The organism is Bartonella sp. AP4SXKL, from assembly GCF_042195845.1.
Lineage (GTDB): Bacteria > Pseudomonadota > Alphaproteobacteria > Rhizobiales > Rhizobiaceae > Bartonella.
In genome coordinates this window covers 1-22,611 of the sequence record NZ_JBHIPA010000009.1, presented here as the reverse complement: position 1 = coordinate 22,611, position 22,611 = coordinate 1, and the positions used below count along the sequence as shown (strand labels likewise).

15 protein-coding genes, 1 tRNA gene and 1 pseudogene are annotated in these 22,611 nt (G+C 38.4%); 2 read left to right on the top strand and 15 right to left on the bottom strand.

All coding sequences use genetic code 11. The annotated features are described in order from the left end of the window. Positions 1-4: 4 nt before the first annotated feature. The gene (gene clpA, locus ACFIMI_RS05890; protein WP_375613468.1) at positions 5-2,356 is read right to left on the bottom strand and encodes an ATP-dependent Clp protease ATP-binding subunit ClpA; all 2,352 of its coding nucleotides are present in this window, start codon (positions 2,354-2,356) and stop codon (positions 5-7) included. A 6-nt stretch (positions 2,357-2,362) separates the two neighbouring features. Further along, the gene (clpS, locus tag ACFIMI_RS05885; RefSeq protein WP_375613467.1) at positions 2,363-2,734 is read right to left on the bottom strand and encodes an ATP-dependent Clp protease adapter ClpS; all 372 of its coding nucleotides are present in this window, start codon (positions 2,732-2,734) and stop codon (positions 2,363-2,365) included. Between the two features lie 234 nt (positions 2,735-2,968). On the opposite strand from clpS, the gene ACFIMI_RS05880 reads away from it, so the two are divergent. Together ACFIMI_RS05880 and ACFIMI_RS05875 are read left to right on the top strand one after the other, a co-directional pair. Continuing rightward, complete coding sequence (locus ACFIMI_RS05880) at positions 2,969-4,318, top strand: D-alanyl-D-alanine carboxypeptidase (protein WP_375613466.1); 1,350 nt, start codon at positions 2,969-2,971, stop codon at positions 4,316-4,318. A 32-nt stretch (positions 4,319-4,350) separates the two neighbouring features. Beyond that, entirely contained in the window at positions 4,351-4,629 is a 279-nt protein-coding gene (locus ACFIMI_RS05875) for a hypothetical protein (RefSeq protein ID WP_375612117.1), read from the top strand. Between the two features lie 1,830 nt (positions 4,630-6,459). Here ACFIMI_RS05875 and ACFIMI_RS05870 read toward each other — a convergent pair. From ACFIMI_RS05870 to ACFIMI_RS05810, 13 genes and pseudogenes are all read right to left on the bottom strand, one after another. After that, positions 6,460-7,851, bottom strand: coding sequence for an L-serine ammonia-lyase (locus ACFIMI_RS05870; RefSeq protein ID WP_375692341.1), 1,392 nt, complete (start codon positions 7,849-7,851; stop codon positions 6,460-6,462). A 340-nt stretch (positions 7,852-8,191) separates the two neighbouring features. Further along, positions 8,192-8,881 (bottom strand): nitroreductase, encoded by a 690-nt coding sequence (locus ACFIMI_RS05865; RefSeq protein ID WP_375612167.1) that lies wholly within the window; start codon positions 8,879-8,881, stop codon positions 8,192-8,194. Positions 8,882-9,086: 205 nt separating this feature from the next. After that, positions 9,087-9,290, bottom strand: coding sequence for a hypothetical protein (locus tag ACFIMI_RS05860; RefSeq protein WP_375638423.1), 204 nt, complete (start codon positions 9,288-9,290; stop codon positions 9,087-9,089). Positions 9,291-10,004: 714 nt separating this feature from the next. Then, a complete protein-coding gene (gene rpoC / locus ACFIMI_RS05855; RefSeq protein WP_375638422.1) occupies positions 10,005-14,216 on the bottom strand; it encodes a DNA-directed RNA polymerase subunit beta' in 4,212 nt (1,403 codons plus the stop codon). 172 nt (positions 14,217-14,388) lie between these two features. Further along, a complete protein-coding gene (gene rpoB / locus ACFIMI_RS05850) occupies positions 14,389-18,537 on the bottom strand; it encodes a DNA-directed RNA polymerase subunit beta (RefSeq protein WP_375612113.1) in 4,149 nt (1,382 codons plus the stop codon). A 289-nt stretch (positions 18,538-18,826) separates the two neighbouring features. Beyond that, on the bottom strand, positions 18,827-19,198 hold the full coding sequence (gene rplL, locus ACFIMI_RS05845) for a 50S ribosomal protein L7/L12 (protein WP_273790654.1): 372 nt from the start codon (positions 19,196-19,198) through the stop codon (positions 18,827-18,829). 101 nt (positions 19,199-19,299) lie between these two features. Further along, positions 19,300-19,818, bottom strand: coding sequence for a 50S ribosomal protein L10 (gene rplJ, locus ACFIMI_RS05840; RefSeq protein ID WP_012755027.1), 519 nt, complete (start codon positions 19,816-19,818; stop codon positions 19,300-19,302). Between the two features lie 354 nt (positions 19,819-20,172). Beyond that, entirely contained in the window at positions 20,173-20,877 is a 705-nt protein-coding gene (gene rplA, locus ACFIMI_RS05835; RefSeq protein WP_375613460.1) for a 50S ribosomal protein L1, read from the bottom strand. A 4-nt stretch (positions 20,878-20,881) separates the two neighbouring features. Continuing rightward, positions 20,882-21,310 (bottom strand): 50S ribosomal protein L11, encoded by a 429-nt coding sequence (gene rplK, locus ACFIMI_RS05830; RefSeq protein ID WP_273723157.1) that lies wholly within the window; start codon positions 21,308-21,310, stop codon positions 20,882-20,884. 150 nt (positions 21,311-21,460) lie between these two features. Then, positions 21,461-21,991 (bottom strand): transcription termination/antitermination protein NusG, encoded by a 531-nt coding sequence (gene nusG / locus ACFIMI_RS05825; protein ID WP_273790740.1) that lies wholly within the window; start codon positions 21,989-21,991, stop codon positions 21,461-21,463. A gap of 20 nt (positions 21,992-22,011) precedes the next feature. Beyond that, positions 22,012-22,224, bottom strand: a complete 213-nt coding sequence (gene secE / locus ACFIMI_RS05820) for a preprotein translocase subunit SecE (protein ID WP_273790652.1) — start codon at positions 22,222-22,224, stop codon at positions 22,012-22,014. Between the two features lie 199 nt (positions 22,225-22,423). Further along, a tRNA-Trp gene (locus ACFIMI_RS05815) sits at positions 22,424-22,499 on the bottom strand. 47 nt (positions 22,500-22,546) lie between these two features. Continuing rightward, positions 22,547-22,611: pseudogene (locus ACFIMI_RS05810) on the bottom strand (elongation factor Tu); the annotation flags it as partial.

The following is a 22,611-nucleotide window of genomic DNA, read 5'->3' as shown; positions in this document are numbered from 1 at the left end:
ACTCTTAAGTTGTTGTGCTTTTTTTTCCTACACGTTTTTTTGTAAAGTTTTCCATTTTACTTTTCTTTGAACTTACAGATATATCGGAAGATGAAATTTCTAACTGTAAGCTTTCTTTTTTACCATTTGATTTTTGTGTCAATACGCGAACGGTACCACCATTGCGTAACTTTCCAAATAAAATTTCATCAGCTAATGGCTTTTTAATATATTCTTGTATAACACGCCCTAATGGGCGTGCTCCCATCTGAGAATCATATCCTTTATTAGAAAGCCATAAAGTTGCAGAAGGGCTTAATTCAAAACAAATTCCCCGATCAGCTAATTGTGCTTCAAGCTGAAAAATAAATTTTTGCACTATCTGATTGATGATTAAATGAGATAAAGGTGCAAACGGAATAATTGCATCTAACCGATTACGAAATTCTGGTGTAAATAACCGATTGATTGCTTCTATATCCTCACCATCACGATGTACTTTCCCAAATCCAATAGCTGATTTTGCCATATCTGAAGCACCAGCATTGGTTGTCATAATCAAAATAACATTGCGGAAATCAATTTTCTTACCATTATGGTCTGTTAATCTACCATAATCCATTACCTGCAATAAAATATTAAATAACTCTGGATGCGCTTTCTCAATCTCATCTAGCAATAGAACTGCGTGAGGTTTCTGATCAACGGCATCTGTAAGGAGACCTCCTTGATCAAACCCTATATAACCTGGAGGTGCTCCGATTAAACGTGCTACCGTATGCCGTTCCATATATTCTGACATATCAAAACGCAATAATTCAATGCCTAAAGATGATGCAAGCTGTTTTGCAACTTCAGTTTTTCCTACACCTGTTGGTCCTGAAAATAAATAACTTCCTATTGGTTTATCCGGTTCGCGTAAACCTGCTCGCGCCAATTTTATGGATGAAACTAAGACGGAAATTGCCTGATCTTGACCATAAACAACATGTTTGAGTTCTCTTTCAAGCTTACTCAGTATCTTCTGATCATTCCGGGAAACTGTTTTTGATGGAATTCTTGCAATTGTAGCAACAGTCGCTTCAATTTCTTTAACACCTATACTCTTCTTGCGTTGTTTTTGTGGCAAAAGCTTTTGCGCTGCGCCACTTTCATCAATAATATCAATTGCTTTGTCAGGTAACCTACGGTCAATTATATAACGTGAAGATAATTCTACAGATGCCTTCATCGCCTGATCTGTGTATTTAATCTGATGAAAATCTTCAAAGTAAGGCTTCATCCCCTGCAAAATCTTAATCGCATCTGTAACAGAAGGTTCATTAATATCAATCTTCTGAAAACGACGCTCTAAAGCACGATCTTGTTCAAAGAATTTGCGATATTCTCTGTAAGTCGTCGAACCAATACATCGCATAGTTCCAGAAGATAACACAGGTTTCAAAAGATTTGCTGCATCCATATTTCCCCCTAATGTCGCTCCTGCTCCAATTAAGGTATGAATTTCATCAATAAATAAAATAGCATCTGGATACAGCTCAAACTCTTTAATAACTTGTTTTAAGCGTTCTTCAAAATCACCGCGATAACGTGTACCTGCAACAAGTCCCCCCATATCAAGAGAAAATATTGTTGCATTTGATAAAACTTCAGGCACTTGCCCATCAACAATACGCTTTGCCAACCCCTCAATTATAGCTGTTTTCCCTACTCCAGGATCACCAACCAAAAGCGGATTGTTTTTTGACCTTCGACATAAAATCTGTATCATGCGTGAAATTTCTATTTCACGGCCAATTAATAAATCAATTTTTCCATTACGTGCTTTACAATTGAGATCAACACAATAATTCGTTAAAGCACTTGTTCCTCTTTCACCATTATCCGAAATCTGCTGATCTAATTGCTCTTCAAGTCCTTCAAGTAACATGGATAACCCATCATCACGCGTGACACCCTGTGAAATAAAACGTACAGCATCGTAGCGTGTCATTCCCATCTCTTGAAGAAAATATGCTGCATGGCTTTCACGTTCAGAAAAAATTGCAACAAGAACATTTGCCCCCGATACTTCATCTTTTCCAGCTGATTGTGCATGAATCACCGCACGTTGGATAACACGCTGGAAAAAAGCTGTAGGCTTTGTATCCTCATCAGCTCTAATCTGTTCATCTAACTCTGAGCGAAGATAATTGGTTAAGCGCTCTCGCAATTCCTCCACATCTACTTGGCAAGCCTGAATAACGGAATTTGCATCGGCATCATCTAACAGCGCAAGTAGAAGATGCTCTAGTGTTGCATATTCATGCCGTGCTTGAGTAGCAATTGTTAATGCACGATGCAAAACCTCTTCAAGACTAGGTGTAAAAGATGGCATAGCTCCTCACTTCCATTCCATTACACATTGTAACGGATGTTCATTTTGACGCGCACATTCCCTCACTTGTAATATTTTCATTTCAGCGACTTCATAAGTGTAAGTCCCACATTCTCCTATCCCATTGTGATGAACATTTAACATTATCCGCGTTGCCTCTTCGAAACTTTTTTTAAAAAAGTTCTTCAAAACGAAAACAACAAAATCCATAGGTGTGTAATCATCGTTAAGCAAAAAAACTCGACATAATTTAGGTTTTTCGAGTTTTTCTCTAGCCTTAGGCATTATAACCGCACCATGCCTACCTTCATCCCAATTCTTGCCCTTTTCATTATGCATAATATGAGCTATAGAGTTTATTATGAGCATCTGTTCCATTATCGTTTTCCATGCAGCACATTTTTATTAATTTTAAATTCTTTCATAACTATTGCAATACCTGTTTGTATTAGAAAAAAATTTCCCTCTATGGTTAGACTTCAATCACTCACTCATAAAATAACTTCTGTAAACAAATTAGTAATACCATTCGTCTAAACTGCATCAATAAATTACAGAAAAGGAAGCTTTATAGAAGTTTTTTAGGATAAATGGAGAAATAGGATACTGCAAGTGTATATTAATTATCAAAAAATTATGCGCTACTGTAAAACAATAGCAATTTCTTTTGTTATGTTAGCTTTTTCTTACTGTTGGGCATCCGCCACACCTCAAGGCGCCTATCCTGATAAGTATGCGGCTATTGTTATAGATGCTACTACGGGAAAAACTTTATTTCAAGCCAATGCAACACTGAAACGTTATCCTGCTTCTTTAACAAAAATGATGACATTGTACTTACTCTTTGAAGCTATGCAGATGCGTCGTGTGACACCAAATACACCAATTCCTGTTTCACATTATGCAGCAATGCGTCCACCGACAAAAATTGGATTTAAAGCAGGCCAAACAATTTCTGCAGAATCAGCAGCTAAAGCACTCATTACAAGATCCGCAAATGATGTTGCTGCTGCCATTGCAGAATATCTTGGAGGTAGTGAAAAAAAATTCGCTCAAATGATGACAGTAAAAGCTCGTAAACTTGGCATGAAACATACACATTTTGCAAATGCTTCAGGACTTCCGGATGTGCACAATTATTCTACAGCACAAGATATAGCGACTTTGTCATTAGCTTTACGTAAACATTTTCCCAAACAATATAAATTGTTCAAAACAAAAAGTTTTAATTTCCGTGGACATAAAATTAACAGCCACAATAAACTTGTTAAAATAATGAAAGGTGTCGATGGAATTAAAACAGGCTACACACAAATGTCAGGTTCTAATTTAGCAACTTCGATGCGTCTTGAGGGGCGCTCTATTGTCGCTGTTGTTATGGGAGGTAAATCATCTACTGCACGTGACGAGCATATGGCTAGCTTATTGAATCAATATTTGCCCAAAGCAAGCCAAATGAAAAGTGGTGAACGTTTAATAGCTTCTGTACGCTATCACTTACCCACTGGGGCCAATACTCCTATACCGACCATTAAAGCTGATTCAAGTAATTTTGACGATGAAATTTCGACTATGTTGACAGCATTTGCAGAACAACCTAAAAACTCCAATATCGCAATAACGGCTGTCAATAAGGTAATTATACCAATACCGAATCCTCAAAAAACTATACCGGCTGAGACTCATAAAATTGTAACAGTCTCTTTGTCCGAAAATGCCGGATGGGCTATCCAAATTGGTTCTCTTCCTAGTGAAGAACAAGCAAAAACTCTACTTTTAAAAGCAAAAAATATAGCTTTTTCTACTTTAAAGCACGCATCTTCACACATGCAACTGTTTGAAAAAAATGGGCGGCGTTATTACCGAGCGCGCTTTACAGGGTTTCAATCAAAAAAAGCTGCATTTGACGCTTGCTCTACATTAAAGAAAGCAAATTTTAACTGCTATACTGTAGCCTACTAAAAATTTTTGAATTCTGCGTTAAGGATAGTATTATGACAGATAATGCTTTTGCTTCATTCCATAAAAAAGAAGTTTTATTGAAGCAATCATCCCTCCTTTCATTGCGTTCTCTTCACGATGCTGCCGCAAAACTTACTGGTTTAAAATATAATTCTACTGCATTAGATACACAGTCTCTTGTTAACCTTCTCATTTGCCAAACAATGCGCAACCGTCGTCTCATAATGCCTCCTGTACGCATTCATTTACGCGTTGCGAGCCAAACTGGTAATGTGCCTATTAAAATCCGTTTAGGAGCAACAAATATTTAATTCTACAGACCCTCTCTAAAAAATTATTTTATTATTAACCATTATCTACAGCCTTAGAAAACCTTTTGATAAACATACTTTTTTCTTAAATTGTTGAATTTTCTGACAGCTTTTCCAACTATCCAATATCTCCAAGCTTTCAATAAAACATTGTTAAGGACATAAAAATACCCAATATTTTTCCACTTTTTGGATTTAATATAAAAAATTATCCTTGATATCTTTCTGGAAAAAATGAATAGCTTCATTAGATGAAAGCTTATCATTTGGTGGGATTATTGTAAAAGTTCAATAAAGAAAATCCCTCTTAATAACGCTCCCTATACAACATAAACGCTGTAAAAAAAAACAATCTCACTTCTCTTACTTGTATTTATGTCAACAGGCACAGAAAATTGGAAAATACAAATACTATCGATGAAAAAACGTAAATAAATTATCAGATTAAATATTATGATAACGATTTCCATAAGATTTTAATTTATAATTATAATTTATTTTTTGTATATTGAACAAGAGATTTTCGTAAAATACTCTTATTTTACTTCTTATATTGAATCAGTCAAAATCGCTCGCTTGCTCATCACGAGCAAAATTGACATATAAAGCATTTACAAAAGGAATCAAAGTATCCCTTATGAATCATTTCAAGTACTAGGATCTTTTGTAATATTGAAAGTTGAAAAAAGGATGATAGTGCTGGTTTTCTCCCTTTATAAATAAAGATGCTAATACTCTATAGATTTTATACCATTCATGGAAAACTTACATTATATTATTCATATGCAAGATACTGATTTATAAAGATAATTAATTATTTTGTTTGTTAGATGAGAATCTCGAATATCGTAAGATTCTCTCATTTAAAATCTGTTTATGTTGAATCAATCAAAACCGTCTCTTGCATGTTATGAGCGAGATTAGTGTGTAGCGTGAAACTGTCCCAAAAAGACTAAAAATGCCTATAATGAACCGTTTCAAATGCCAAGTGCTTTAGTCCCCCTGTACAGAGGGGGGCTCTGGTAAAGTGTGTAACCATGCCAGCGTACTTCTTTTTATTAAGCATAAAGATAGAGACAGCTCAATGGATTTACCGTTATATCATTCACAGGTACCATCGCGAAATGAGCTTGGGGGGAGGCCTGAGAGATATTTTTTTAAAACGAACTCACGAACGCGTAACACGACAATGTTCTATCGTGTGCATTCTATTCTCATGAGAATTTTTATAAATATTTCTTAATGTATACGTTATTATTTATTTTAATTTTTTTGTCGGTACAAAATTTATAAATAAAAAAGATATTTCCAATATATCTCTTAATTATTGTAAATTAGTGTTTTTTTTCAAGGCATTTTTTACCATACTAGGTAGAAAAAACTTCACTTTTAAAAAATTAAAACCTTTAAAATTCTACTTTCTTCATCATAATTATTCAGACTTAAAACAAATTTTCCTTGGATACTCAGGCATAATCTTCCATTACTTAAAAGATATATGGCTATGGAAACTTTTTAAAGCCATAAAACCCAGCTAAAAATAATGGCAGATTGATCACTAATTTTACTTTACGCTTTCTTATTTTTTCCAAATTACACTTTTCCCCACTTTAGAGACAAATCAAACAGATGTACAACACTCTCCCCTCCAAGCTTGCATGCAACACCTATTATTCGTTAAGAAAACACTGAATCATCTCAGATTTATTTCAAACTACTGCTGCACTAAAGTGGAATTTTGATTTATAAGGAACAAAAAACATAAGCTTTATTAGGAAATACGATCTCTCTCCAAAAAGTCCAGTTATGGATTGAAAAATGTTCCAGCTCTTAACAAGATATCGTATTGACTGCAAGACCACCTTTACTTGTCTCTTTATAGCGTTCACTCATATCATGACCAGTCTGGCGCATTGTTTCTATACAAGCATCAAGAGAAACAAAATGATCTCCATTACCATATAATGCAAGAGAAGAAGCCGTTACCGCCTTAACAGCTCCCATTGCATTACGCTCAATACAAGGCACTTGTACAAGACCTGCAACAGGATCACATGTCATTCCCAAGTGATGTTCAAGCGCAATTTCTGCCGCATTTTCAATTTGAGCTGGTGTTCCACCTAACGCTGCGGTCAACCCTGCTGCGGCCATTGAAGATGCCGTTCCAACTTCACCTTGACACCCAACTTCTGCACCAGAAATAGAGGCATTATGTTTAATAACACCACCTATAGCTGCTGCCGTTAATAGAAAATTATGTATTCCCTCTCGATCTGAATCATCATTAAACTGAAGATAATAACGCAAAACGGCTGGGACGACACCGGCTGCTCCATTTGTTGGTGCTGTAACAACACGACCACCTGCTGCATTTTCCTCATTGACTGCTATAGCATATACCGAAAGCCAATCATTTGCCCAAAGTGGATAATTGTAATTTTTCTTTTGTTTTTCCAAAAGCGTTTCATGCAGCTTTTTAGCGCGCCTTAAAACACGCAATCCACCAGGCAACTCACCTTCTTGTGAAAGACCTCTATCAATGCAATTTGTCATCGCTGAAAAAATTTCATCAAGCCCTACATCAAGAGAAGAACGCTCTATCTTTGTTTCTTCATTTAAGCGCTTCATTTCAGCAATTGAAAGCCCTGATTTTTCTGCCATTGATAACATTGTACAAGCAGAATCGAATGGATATGGTACCTCAAATGCTTCTGGTTGTATATTATCATTCATATGGCTTAATTCATCCTCAGTCACAACAAAGCCACCACCGATAGAATAATAAATCTGCCGCAACAGAACATTCCCATCAGTATCAAGTCCTTCAAAGGCTAGTCCATTTGTATGTCCAGGGAGGATTTGCTTTCGTTCAAAAATAAGATCACGTTGCACATCAAACTGATAAGCGGGATGACCTTCTGGTTGCACTTTTTTTTCACGTATAACTTTTTCTAACAAAAACCCCATGCTATCAGGATCAACAGTAGAAGCTTTTTCTCCTAAAAGTCCTAATATGATAGCTCTATCTGTTGCATGACCAATACCCGTGAAAGCTAAAGAACCATAAAGATAAACACGTATACGAGAAACTTGAACATCAGACGACTGAGAAAAATCTCCTATCTTTTGCAAAAACATATTAGCAGCAGTCATTGGTCCCATCGTATGTGAGCTAGAAGGACCAATCCCAATTTTAAAAAGTTCAAAAACAGATAGAAACACGTATCACCTTAAACTATAGTACAGCTTGAGCATATATGCTTTTTCATAACGTTTCTTCCGTTTAAAATCAAATTGCGAGATAAACTAAAAAAATGACAACAATAAACACGAATGTCGCTCGCCTTGCTACCACCCAACACTTTCTTTCTATAGTGTTTTCCATTAGCCAACCTTTAAAACGGACAATGCCCCTAGAGTCACCACTCCCAATGTTCCAAACGTAGTAAAATAAGTGTTAATATGCAATATTAAAATTCAATAAGGATGAGAAATCTTATCGGAAATATTTTTCATAATGCACTAAGTTCTTCAAAACATATGCTTAATTGTATAAAATATTTTATGGGTATGTTTCAATGAAACGTACAAATTTTTCTAACGATTCTCGTTCTGTCTCAAAATTGTTTTCTGGAGCACTCATATCGCGATAACCAAGTGCCATACCACAGATAATATGGCGATCAGAAGGAATAGATAAAAGCGTACGAATCTGTTTATGATAATCAGCAAAAGCAGCTTGAGGACAGGTATCTAATCCAAATCCACGTGCAGCTAACATAATGGTCTGCATAAACATACCCAAATCAAGCCAACTCCCCATTTCCATGTCGTGATCCATTGTAAATAAGAGTCCTACAGGTGCATCAAAAAATAAAAAATTTCGCGCCTTTTGATGAAGTATTTTTTCTTCATCACCTTTTTGAATTCCAAGACTCTGATAAAGATCCAAACCAACTTTTCGACGCCTTGAAATATAGGGCTCACGCCACTGACGTGGATAATAACTATATTCACGCTCTCCTTTTACACCTGAAAGCACAAGTTGTGAAAGCTCTTGCCCTACTTTCTGTAATACACTTCCTGTAAGCACAATTACTTGCCATGGCTGAATATTTGTTCCAGATGGTGCACGTGCTGCAAGTTTTAAGATTTCTTTGATTGTTTCCAAACTAACTGGCTGATCAGTAAAAGCGCGAATTGACTTTCGTGACAATATAGATTGAAAAACACTCATAGGAGAAACTGTCATTGTTTTTACTTTCTTTATGAAAAATAGTTTTTTCTTATCAAGAATAATATACTGCGAAAATACCTTTGCAGCTTTTTCAAACACTCTATTTCTTTAAATGACTTACACATTTCACGCAGTGGTAAATATTCCCCTTAGAGACGGTATAATCTATTTCTTTTAAGAGAAAGAAATTAGTCTAAAAGAAGACAAAATAAATTTATAATCAATGACTACCCCCCAACTCCGCTAAGCTCTCAAAAAAACTCTCTTCAATTCGTTCTAAATCCTGTAGAAGATCATCAACATCATGCTGCATCTGCTTTAAATCAGTTTGTTTTTTATGAATTCCTGCAATTAATTTCTTAAGCTTTTTCTCATCATCAGGTGGTTTTCCAACCATTGTCAACATATCAGATATTTCAGACAACGAAAATTTTACTCTGTTAGCATACAGGATTTGTTTTAACTTATGACGATCCGTTTATGTATAAAGCCGTGTACTTCCACACCGAAAAGGGATAAGAAGTCCCTCTTCTTCATAGCAAAGTTCGAGCTATTATTGAAAACTCACGTGTTAATTTTCCAATTGAATAATATTCGTACATTTTATTATTCTGTCTGCATAGATCACATTGTTATAAGAAATATGTCTATTTTTTATAAAACTTAGTGAGCACCTTAATCTCTACTTTTCTGCATTCTAATTTAGAAGAAAATACATTCACAAACATTGTATAGTAGAGAATCAATTATTTTTTAGATTATAGAAAAGACTCTTGATCTTTCATCATAAGTCCTTTTAAATTTTTATAGAAGATATCAATCAAAAATTTTCCTAAAGTTCAAAATCAATCTTATTTGATTTGTAGATAATCAACTCTTTTCCTTGAATATGATTTTTGAGTTTCACATATTTTGGAAAAATTCTATACTGCTTTTAGAAATTAAGAAACTTTAAAATAAAGTAACAAAAAAGATAAGCATCATTACAAAATAATAAGCTACTAAAGATGTTTAAAATAACTATCGCCTTATAATTTTTGATATTTTTCAAGAAAATATACAACTTCTGCATTTCGAAATAAAAAACGTCTGAACTTTCTATTCAGACGTTTTTATATTATGTGGTGTTGTATTTAAATTATTCAGTAACGGCCCCAGTTGTCATATTTGTCAACATAGCCTTAGCCACTTCGTTATTACTAGACTTACGCTGCTCATCTACAATCAAATCATCACGAACTGCAGCAATACGACGGATTTGAGAAATTGTACCACCCGTACCTGCTGGAATAAGACGACCGACAATAACGTTCTCTTTAAGTCCTTGCAAAGTATCAATTTTACCAGAAACTGCTGCTTCAGTAAGAACACGTGTTGTTTCCTGAAACGATGCCGCCGAAATGAAAGAAGGTGTTTGAAGAGAAGCTTTTGTAATTCCAAGAAGAATGGGATTACCAGATGCAGGTTTCTTCCCTTCTGCAATCAAATTATCATTGATTTCATCAAGTTCAATACGATCAACATTATCACCTGGAATATAACCAGAATCTCCAGATTCAGTAATTTCAACTTTTTGCAACATTTGACGAACAATCACTTCAATGTGCTTATCATTAATAAGAACTCCCTGCAGACGATAAACCTCCTGAATCTCATTAACAAGATAAGATGCCAAAGCTTCAACCCCCTTAATCGCCAAGATGTCATGAGGTGCTGGATTACCATCAAGGATATAATCTCCCTTTTCAATTTGATCGCCTTCTTGGAAGTGGAACAACTTACCTTTTGGAATCAAGTATTCTACTGCCTCAAGAGTTTTATCATTTGGTTCAATAATGATACGACGTTTATTCTTATAACCACGGCCAAATCGAATTGTACCACTAACTTCAGCAATAATCGCATGATCCTTTGGACGACGCGCTTCAAAAAGCTCAGCCACACGAGGAAGACCACCCGTAATATCTTTCGTCTTGGCACTTTCCATTGGCAAACGAGCAATAACATCACCAGCCTTAACATGAGCACCAAGCTCAACAGAAAGAATAGTTTCCACTGACATCATATAACGGGCTTCACCTCCCTTATACAATTTAGCAATGGATTCACCTTCTTTATCCGTGTGAATAATAATAGCTGGTTTAAGATCCGCACCACGTGGATTAGCGCGCCAATCAATCACCAAACGCTTCGTAATACCCGTAGATTCATCAGCTGTTTCAGTGACAGATAAACCATCAATCATATCTTCAAAACCCACATAGCCTTCAACTTCCGTTAAAATTGGACGTGTATAAGGATCCCATTCTGCTATACGTTGGCCACGTTTAACCACATCACCATCATCAACAAAAATATGAGCACCATAGCTAACACGATGTACAACGCGCTCTTTTCCTAACTCATCCTTGATAAGGATAGCCATATTACGCCCCATAACAACCAAATGGCCTTCAGAGTTACGAACTACATTACGATTACGAATCTCCACCTTACCTTCATAAGATGCCTCTAAATACGATGAATCAACAACCTGCGCAGTTCCTCCTAAGTGAAAAGTACGCATAGTAAGCTGTGTTCCCGGCTCACCAATGGATTGAGCAGCAATAACACCAACCGCTTCTCCCTGATTAACAGGTGTTCCACGCGCCAAATCACGACCATAGCATTTTGCACAAACACCAAGACGTGTTTCACATGTTAATGCAGAACGAATTTGAACAGATTGAATCCCAGCTGCTTCAATCTTCGCGACATCAGCTTCCTCAATCATTGCTCCACCTTCAAGGATAACCTCTCCAGAGACAGGATGTAGAATATCAACAAGCGCTGTACGACCAAGAATTCTTTGCCCAAGGGAGGCAACAATTTGTCCTGCATCAACAATCGGCTGCATGGTAAGCCCTTTTGCGGTACCACAATCAACTGCTGAAATAATAGCATCCTGTGCAACATCAACAAGACGCCGTGTTAAATAACCAGAGTTCGCCGTCTTTAACGCAGTATCAGCAAGTCCTTTACGTGCACCATGCGTGGAATTGAAGTATTCATTAACAGTTAGACCTTCTTTAAAATTTGAAATAATGGGTGTTTCAATAATTTCACCCGATGGTTTTGCCATTAATCCACGCATACCGGCCAATTGTCTCATCTGGTTAGCAGAACCACGAGCACCAGAGTGCGACATCATATAGATAGAATTCATCGGCCGTTGACGACCTGTTTTAGGATCAAAATCCACAGCTTGAATACGTTTCATCATTTCATCAGCGACGCGATCTGTACATTTACCCCAAGCATCTACAACCTTATTGTATTTTTCACCTTGTGTAATCAAACCATCATTATATTGCTGTTCGTACTCCTTAGCCAAAGCTTCTGTTTCTGCGACTAAACGCGACTTACTATCAGGAATAACCATATCGTCCTTACCGAATGAAATTCCTGCACGACAAGCATAAGAAAAGCCAAGCTGCATAATACGGTCACAAAAAATAACCGTCTCTTTTTGTCCACAGTGCCGATAAACATGATCAATCATTTTAGAAATGTTCTTTTTCGTCATCTCTTGATTGACAATATCAAATGAGATATCCGCACTTTTTGGCAAAAGCTCACCGATAATCAAACGACCAGGTGTCGTATCATAAAGTTTAGAGACTTCTTTTCCATCCTTCCCCATATTCTTAACACGGCCTTTAATCTTCGTATGAAGCGTTATAACCTTATTTTCCAAGGCATAATGAAGCTCACCTATATCAGAAAAGGCCATTCCTTCACCTGGTTCTTTTTCAGAAACAATTGAAAGATAATAAAGACCAAGAACCATATCCTGTGAGGGAACAATAATGGGAGCACCATTGGCCGGATGAAGAATATTATTGGTGGACATCATCAAAACACGGGCTTCAAGTTGTGCTTCAAGAGAAAGCGGAACATGAACCGCCATCTGATCACCATCAAAATCCGCATTAAAAGCAGTACACACCAATGGATGTAGCTGTATAGCTTTTCCCTCAATCAAGATAGGCTCAAAAGCTTGAATTCCCAAACGGTGCAATGTTGGTGCACGATTGAGCAAAACAGGGTGTTCACGAATAACCTCATCCAAGATATCCCAAACTTCTGGATGTTCTTTTTCAACAAGCTTCTTTGCCTGCTTTACCGTTGATGAATAGCCTTTTGCATCAAGCCGCGCATAAATAAAAGGCTTAAATAATTCAAGAGCCATTTTTTTGGGAAGACCACATTGATGTAATTTTAATTCAGGACCCGTCACGATAACAGAACGCCCCGAGTAATCAACACGCTTCCCAAGTAAGTTCTGACGAAAACGCCCTTGCTTGCCCTTCAACATATCTGATAAAGACTTAAGAGGACGTTTATTGGCTCCAGTAATCACACGCCCACGCCGTCCATTATCAAACAATGCATCAACAGCTTCTTGTACCATACGCTTTTCATTGCGTACGATAATTCCAGGAGCTCGCAATTCAATCAGCCGCTTCAAGCGGTTATTACGATTGATAACACGCCGATAAAGATCATTCAGATCTGATGTCGCAAAACGCCCACCATCAAGCGGAACCAATGGACGCAAATCCGGTGGAATAACCGGAATTGTTTTCATAATCATCCACTCTGGCTTATTTCCAGATTCAAGAAAATTTTCAACGATTTTAAGTCGTTTAATCAATTTTTTCTGCTTTAACTCTGAAGTTGTTTCAGCTAATTCAAGACGCAAATCATTAGCGATTTTATCTAACTCCATACTAGCTAAAAGCTCGTAAATAGCTTCAGCGCCAATCATAGCTGTAAACTGATCTTCTCCAAATTCATCAATAGCAAGCATATATTCTTCTTCAGAAAGAAGCTGATGGAGCTTAAGAGATGTTAACCCTGGTTCGGTTACAATATAATTCTCAAAATAAAGAACCCGTTCAATATCTTTTAAAGTTAAATCTAAAAGTGTAGAAATACGGCCTGGTAATGATTTAAGAAACCATATATGCGCAACGGGTGCCGCAAGTTCAATATGCCCCATACGCTCACGACGTACGCGCGAAAGAGTAACCTCTACACCACATTTTTCACAAATAATGCCCTTATACTTCATGCGTTTATATTTGCCACATAGACATTCATAGTCCTTAATAGGGCCAAATATACGTGCACAAAAAAGACCATCACGTTCTGGTTTAAAAGTCCGATAATTAATAGTCTCAGGCTTCTTAATCTCACCATACGACCAGGACAAAATTTTCTCAGGACTCGCAATAGAAATACGAATAGAGTCAAATGTCTGCGCTGGCGCTTGAGGATTGAAAAGATTCATGACCTCGTGGTTCATGCTGTTCTCCTTCAAAGATTCTTAGAACCTGTTGTAATATCTCATTTATTTTATAACAGATCTTCTTTAAAATACATTTACTTTTAAAAATGACCTGTATAGCCTTAATAAGGTTATTGAGCCTCTTAAAGTAATAAGAGCGCAGCCCTTTTCTAGTGCGCTCCTTGAATTATTATTCTGCCGTATCAGACAATGCCCGCTGTGCAATAAGTTCACGCGCATCATCAAGCTCCACATTAAGAGCAAGTGAGCGCATTTCTTTTACCAACACATTAAAGCTTTCGGGTATACCTGCCTCAAATGTATCATCACCACGCACAATTGCCTCATAGACTTTTGTTCGACCAGCCACATCATCTGATTTTACTGTTAGCATCTCCTGCAAAGTGTATGCAGCACCATAAGCTTCAAGCGCCCATACCTCCATTTCACCAAAACGCTGACCACCAAATTGTGCCTTACCTCCTAATGGCTGCTGCGTAACAAGTGAATAGGGACCAATAGAACGCGCATGAATCTTATCATCAACAAGGTGATGCAATTTCAACATGTAAATATATCCCACCGTTACTGGACGATCAAAAGGCTCCCCAGTACGACCATCATAAAGCGTAACCTGCCCTGAACTATCTAAGCCTGCGTCTTCCAGCATCATGTTAATATCAGACTCATGTGCTCCATCAAAAACAGGCGTTGCAATTGAAACCCCTTTCTTCATCTGCAATGCCAATTTGTAAAGGCTTTCATTATCATACTGACGAACTGGTTCATTATGATTATCATCAGGCATAAGATTTTCAATACGCTGACGCAACGGCAATATATCCCCAGTCTCTTGATATAACTCTAACAAAGCACCAATCTTCTTGCCCATCCCCGCACATGCCCAACCAAGATGCGTTTCAAGAATTTGTCCAACATTCATACGACTAGGCACACCCAGCGGATTCAAGACGATATCAGCATGGGTCCCATCTTCAAGAAATGGCATATCCTCTACGGGAAGAATACGTGAAACAACACCCTTATTCCCGTGACGTCCCGCCATCTTGTCACCTGGTTGGATTTTGCGCTTCACAGCCACAAAAACTTTCACCATTTTCATGACACCAGGAGGCATTTCATCACCTCTTTGGACCTTTTCAACCTTATCCATAAAGCGACGTTGTAATGCTTCTTTTGATTCATCATATTGCTTGCGCAAAGCTTCAATTTCATTTTGAAGCTTTTCATCCTCAACAGCAAATTGCCACCACTGGGATCGCGGATAATGCCCCATTACTGTACTATCAAGCTTTTTACTACCCGAAAAGCCTTTCGGACCTTCTACAGCAACTTTACCTGTCAACATATCGGTGAGGCGCGCATAAACATTGCGATCAAGAATAGACTGTTCATCATCACGGTCTTTTGCTAAACGCTCAATTTCTTCACGCTCAATTGCCATCGCACGTTCATCTTTTTCCACGCCATGGCGATTAAAAACGCGAACTTCAACAACAGTACCAAAAGTCCCAGGAGGCATACGCATAGAAGTATCACGAACATCGGATGCCTTTTCCCCAAAAATTGCACGCAGAAGCTTTTCTTCCGGCGTCATGGGACTTTCACCTTTCGGGGTAATCTTTCCAACTAAAATATCACCTGGTTGAACTTCAGCACCAATATAAATAATGCCAGCTTCATCAAGATTTCTTAACGCTTCTTCCGCAACATTAGGAATGTCGCGCGTAATTTCCTCAGGTCCAAGTTTTGTATCGCGTGCCGCAACTTCAAATTCCTCGATATGAATTGAAGTAAACACATCATCAGCAACAATGCGCTCGGATAACAAAATAGAATCTTCATAATTGTATCCATTCCAAGGCATAAAGGCTACGAGAACATTCCGCCCAAGAGCCAAATCACCAAGATCCGTGGATGGACCATCTGCAATGATATCACCTTTCTCTACCCTATCACCGACATGTACAAGAGGACGCTGATTAATACAAGTGGACTGATTAGAACGCTGAAATTTCTGTAAGCGGTAAATATCAACGCCTGATTTTGAAGGATCTAAATCTTCTGTTGCACGGATAACAATACGGGTAGCATCGACTTGATCAACAACACCACTACGTTTTGCACTCACAGCAGCTCCTGAATCGCGCGCAACAATAGATTCCATTCCCGTCCCAACAAATGGCGCTTCAGCGCGTACAAGAGGAACTGCTTGACGCTGCATGTTCGATCCCATAAGCGCACGATTCGCATCATCATTTTCCAAAAAAGGAATAAGCGCTGCTGCAACTGAAACCAACTGTTTTGGTGAAACATCCATCAAATCAACATGATCACGCGGCGCCATTAAAACTTCACCAGCATGACGGCAAACAACAAACTCTTCTATAAAACGACCTTCGTTATCTAATGAAGAATTAGCCTGAGCGACATAATGCTTTGCTTCTTCCATCGCTGAAAGATAAATAACTTCTTTTGTGACTTTTCCATCAATAATTTTTCGATATGGGCTTTCAATAAAGCCATATTTGTTAACTCGCGCAAATGTTGCTAAGGAGTTAATCAGACCAATATTGGGGCCTTCTGGTGTTTCAATCGGACAAATACGACCATAATGCGTAGGATGTACGTCACGGACTTCAAAACCCGCACGTTCACGAGTCAAACCACCTGGACCAAGAGCAGAAAGACGGCGCTTATGGGTAATTTCTGACAATGGATTGGTTTGATCCATAAACTGCGACAATTGTGAAGACCCAAAAAATTCACGGACTGCTGCTGCCGCAGGCTTTGCATTGATCAAATCCTGTGGCATAACTGTATCAATTTCAACCGATGACATACGCTCTTTTATCGCACGTTCCATACGAAGAAGACCAATGCGATATTGATTTTCCATCAACTCCCCGACGGAACGAACGCGACGGTTGCCAAGATTATCAATATCATCAATTTCACCACGTCCATCACGCAATTCAACCAACATCTTAACAACAGCAAGAATATCCTCTTGGCGTAAAATGCGAACTGTGTCTGGACAATCAAGATCCATACGTAAATTCATCTTAACACGCCCGACAGCTGAAAGATCATAACGCTCTGGATCAAAAAACAATGAATGGAACATTGCTTCTGCTGTATCGATTGTTGGAGGTTCACCTGGACGCATCACCCGGTAAATATCAAATAACGCATCCTGCCGACTTTCATTTTTATCCACCTTCAAAGTATTGCGGATGTAAGCGCCAATATTCATGTGATCAATATCAAGAATATTGACTTGATCAGCACTAACATCGAGCAGAACTTTTAATACTTTTTCGTCAATTTCATCACCAGCTTCAAGGTAGATTTCACCTGTTTCGTAATTGACGATATCTTCGGCTAGATAACAACCTAATAAATCATCTTCACTAACTTTAACCGCTTTAAGTCCTTTTTCTACCAAAGACTTCGCAGTACGAACTGTTAATTTTTTACCAGCCTCCGCAACGACTTCACCACTATCTGCATCTATAAGGTCAGAAATGAGCTTCATTCCTTTAAAGCGATCCACAGAATAAGGAACTCGCCATCCTTCTCCATCACGCTCATAAGTCACTTTATCATAAAACGTCGATAAAATATCCGACGCATCCATACCTAATGCCATCAAAAGACTAGTAACAGGAATCTTGCGCCGTCGATCAATACGCGCATAAATGATGTCCTTAGCATCAAACTCAATATCAAGCCAAGAACCACGATACGGAATAACACGAGCAGCAAAAAGAAGCTTTCCTGATGAATGGGACTTTCCTTTATCATGGTCAAAAAAGACACCAGGAGAACGATGCATCTGAGAAACAATAACACGCTCCGTACCATTAACAATAAAGGTACCATTCGTCGTCATTAAAGGCATATCGCCCATATAAACGCCTTGCTCTTTAATGTCTTTGATATCTTTGGAGCCAGTATCCTCATCAACATCAAAAACAATCAAACGCAATATGACCTTTAATGGGGCAGCATAAGTTAAATCACGTTGACGGCACTCTTCAACATCAAATTTTGGTAAATCAAATTCATAACCTACAAACTCAAGCATAGCTGTACCGGAAAAATCTGAAATAGGAAAAACCGATTTAAAAACAGCTTGCAAACCTTCATCTGGTCGCCCACCTTTCGGTTCCTCAACCATGAGAAATTGATCGTATGAGGCTTTTTGAACCTCAATAAGATTCGGCATTTCTGCTACTTCAGGAATCTTACCAAAAAATTTCCGTACGCGCTTACGACCATTGAATTGAGACATCATTGCGTGAGTCTGAGCCATCGTCGCTCCTTGATCTTTACTCTTCAAGGTAGACCAACCTTGAAAGCCTTATACCATTAACCTGCATATGCAGACCAGTTCACTTGACACTCAATAATGAGCATCATTAACTTTCCCCACCAACATAAGCCATTTATCTCTTTGACTCTATGATGAAGGGGTAAGTAATCCAAACCTATCCCATTCCTGTTACGAAACCATTGGGAAAAGTTTTTTACTCATTATTTTCCCTCTTTGTATTAAGAGAAAGAAAATCGGCGAACATAAATGCCCGCCGATAAAATTAAATTTACTTAAGTTCCACCTTAGCACCGGCAGCTTCAAGTTGAGATTTAATTTTTTCTGCTTCTTCTTTAGAAGCAGCCTCTTTAATAGGCTTAGGTGCACCTTCAACCAGATCTTTAGCTTCTTTAAGACCAAGTCCAGTAAGAGCACGAACTTCCTTAATAACATTAATTTTTTGTGCGCCACCTTCAACAAGAATAACATCAAATTCTGTTTTTTCTTCAGCAGCTGGAGCAGCAGCACCAGCAACAGCAGCGACAGCTACAGGAGCAGCAGCCGAAACTCCCCACTTTTCTTCAAGTAACTTAGAAAGCTCAGCGGCTTCCAAAAGGGTTAGATTAGAAAGGTCTTCTACGATCTTCTCTAGATCAGCCATTTTTAAATTCCTTCAATTAAAAGATTTGAACCATTATTAAATCTTATTCAAAAAAACAGAAAAGCATTAAAGCTCTTCCATAAACGTGAATACAAACAGCCTTAAGCCGCCTTATCCTCCTGAGCATATGCTCCAATGACACGTGCAACCTGACCAGCAGGGGCATTAACAACCTGTGCAATACGGGTCGCAGGGGTAGAAATCATACCCACAAGTTTTGCACGCAACTCGTTTAATGAAGGCAATGAAGCCAATGACTTCACAGCATCTACAGTTAAACTTGTTGCACCCATTGAACCGCCAAGTATGACAAATTTGTCATTGCTTTTCGCAAAATCAACAGCAACTTTCGGTGCTGTGATTGGATCTTCTGAATAAGCAATAAGTGTTTGTCCAGTAAACAAACCCACTATCGATTCAGATTCCGTGCCCTGAAGAGCGATTTTAGCAAGACGGTTTTTGGCGACCTTAACGGCACCGCCAGCTTCACCCATTTTCGAACGCAGATCATTCATCTGTGAAACTGTCAGACCGGAATAATGTGCAACAACAACAGAACCAGACTTCCGAAAAGCCTCGTTAAGCCATGTAACAAATTCGCGTTTTTCCGCTCTATTCACTGTCTCTCTCCATTTAACAGATTTGCTTAAAACAAACCTGTTGGTTACCTTTGATAACATAAAATACTTCATGTCACCGATGAGGATCCTGTCCCCTTTTTCACGCACAGCGTTCAAAGGCAACCTTGGCTCAAACCCTTTAAGTCTTTTAACTCTCAGTTTTTACCCCAGTCTCATGCAGGTTTTTTTGATTAAGATACTTAAAAGCATCACCTACAATCTCGGACAGGATATTCCGGAATTTCTCCCGGTACAACCTAAGCCCTATAAAGCTTAGATAGCGAGCTGATCAAAATCAGCATTTTAAATACAATTTTGATATTCCCATACCCCAAAACAAAATTATAAATCAGCTTATACTAGCTCTGAACGAACCGTTGCTGGATCAACTTTAACACCAATTCCCATAGTCGACGAAACAGCAACGCGCTTAATATACTCACCTTTTGCACCTTGCGGTTTAGCTTTAATAACTGCACTTGCAAAGGCTTTTATATTTTCTACGATTTTTTCAACACCAAAAGAAGCCTTACCAATACCAGCATGCACAATACCAGCTTTTTCCACACGAAACTCAACAGCACCACCTTTAGAAGCTTTGACAGCACCGGCGACATCAAGTGTTACAGTACCAACTTTCGGATTCGGCATCAAACTCCGTGGACCAAGAATCTTACCAAGACGACCAACAAGAGGCATCATGTCTGGCGTTGCAATACAACGATCAAAATCTATAGTCCCTCTATTAACGCTTTCAAATAAATCTTCGGCACCCACAATATCAGCTCCTGCCGCCTTAGCTTCCTCAGCCTTATCCCCACGAGCAAAAACGGCAACACGAATATTTCTCCCTGTTCCATTAGGCAAATGAGCAACGCCTCGAACCATTTGATCAGCATGACGAGGATCAACACCCAAGTTCATTGAAATTTCGATTGTTTCATCAAACTTAGCAACGGCACGCTCCTTAACCATTGAAACGGCATCTTTTAAAGCGTAGAGTTCATTAAAATCAATATCCTTTCGGATATTTTTTATTCTTTTTGCTACTTTTGCCATAATATTAGCCCACCACTTCCAAGCCCATCGAGCGAGCAGAACCTTCAACCATACGCATTGCTGCCTCAATGTCATTCGCATTAAGATCTTTCATCTTTGATTCCGCAATCGAACGAATTTTATCGCGAGAAATGCTTCCTACAGACACTTTACCAGGCTCTTTTGAGCCAGATTTCAGGTTTGCTTCCTTCTTTAAAAAGAATGATACAGGAGGCGTCTTGAGAGAAAAGGTGAAAGACTTATCTTGGTAATACGTAATAACAACTGGAATCGGTGCCCCCTTTTCCATTTCTTGTGTCGCTGCATTAAACGCCTTACAAAATTCCATGATATTAATACCACGCTGCCCAAGAGCTGGACCAATTGGTGGAGATGGAGTAGCAGCTCCTGCAGGAACCTGCAACTTAAGCTGACCTATACTTTTTTTTGCCATAACAATCTGCCTTTAATTTCACTGGTATACTGACAATTCATCTTGCCCGTTACCCGCTTGCAGTCACGTGGTTCGGATCATTAAGCCGACAAAAGCTATAAATCACCTCCCACTCCTTCCTTAAAGTAATTAAAACTACTCTAAGTTTAATCAGAGTTTTTCAACCTGACCAAATTCCAAATCAACAGGCGTAGGACGCCCAAAAATAAGCACTTCAACCTTAAGACGAGAGCGCTCTTCTTCAACCTCTTGAACAATTCCATTAAACGAAACAAAAGGACCATCAGCAACGCGAACTTGCTCTCCAACCTCAAACAATACAGAGGACTTTGGAGACTCAACCCTTTCCTGAACTTGTTTGAGAATTTGCTCAACCTCTCGATCAGAAATAGGAACAGGACGCGCATCCGACCCTAAAAAACCTGTCACTTTAGGCGTATTCTTAATAAGATGATAAACTTCATCTGTTAACTCAGCACGAACAAGAACATAACCAGGAAAAAATTTTCGCTCAGTATCAACTTTGCGTCCACGACGAACCTCTACAACACGCTCTGTTGGAACAAAAATCTTTTCAAAAAGATGATCAAGTCCCTTTTGCTTTGCCTCCTTATCAATAGCTTCCGCTACTTTCTTTTCAAAATTTGAATATGCCTGAACAATATACCAACGAGCTGCCACAGTCACACTTCCTTACATTCTCAACTAAAAAGATATTTCAGAAGATCAATAACCCGCCAAACACCAAAATGCATAACCTGATCCACAATAAAAAAGAAAGCTGAAGCCAATGCAGTTACCAACAAAACCATAATAGTAGAAATAACCGTCTCACGACGTGTAGGCCATTTCACTTTAATTGTTTCTGCATAAACCTGCTTCAAAAAGGTAATCGGATTGGTTTTAGATGCCATCGTCACACTATACTCTCTCTAGTCCTATTGTGTTTTATAGAACAAAATAAACAGGAAAAAATGCAAAAGCCAACTTTCAGACTTATGCAATTTCTTTACTTTCTATTCAATACCGTTTCACACACAAAAAAACAAGCCCCATATCAAAAAAAGCGAAAAAGGCAGCAAAATCCACTCCCTTATATGTAAAATCCCCCTTTGGCAGGGGCAGCAGGACTTGAACCCGCGACCTGCGGTTTTGGAGACCGCCGCTCTACCAACTGAGCTATACCCCTAACTCTCAAAACTAAAACACTTTTAACACCCCTTTAACAAGCATTATTTATTCAATGATCTTAGAGACGATACCGGCACCAACAGTACGACCACCTTCACGAATAGCAAAAC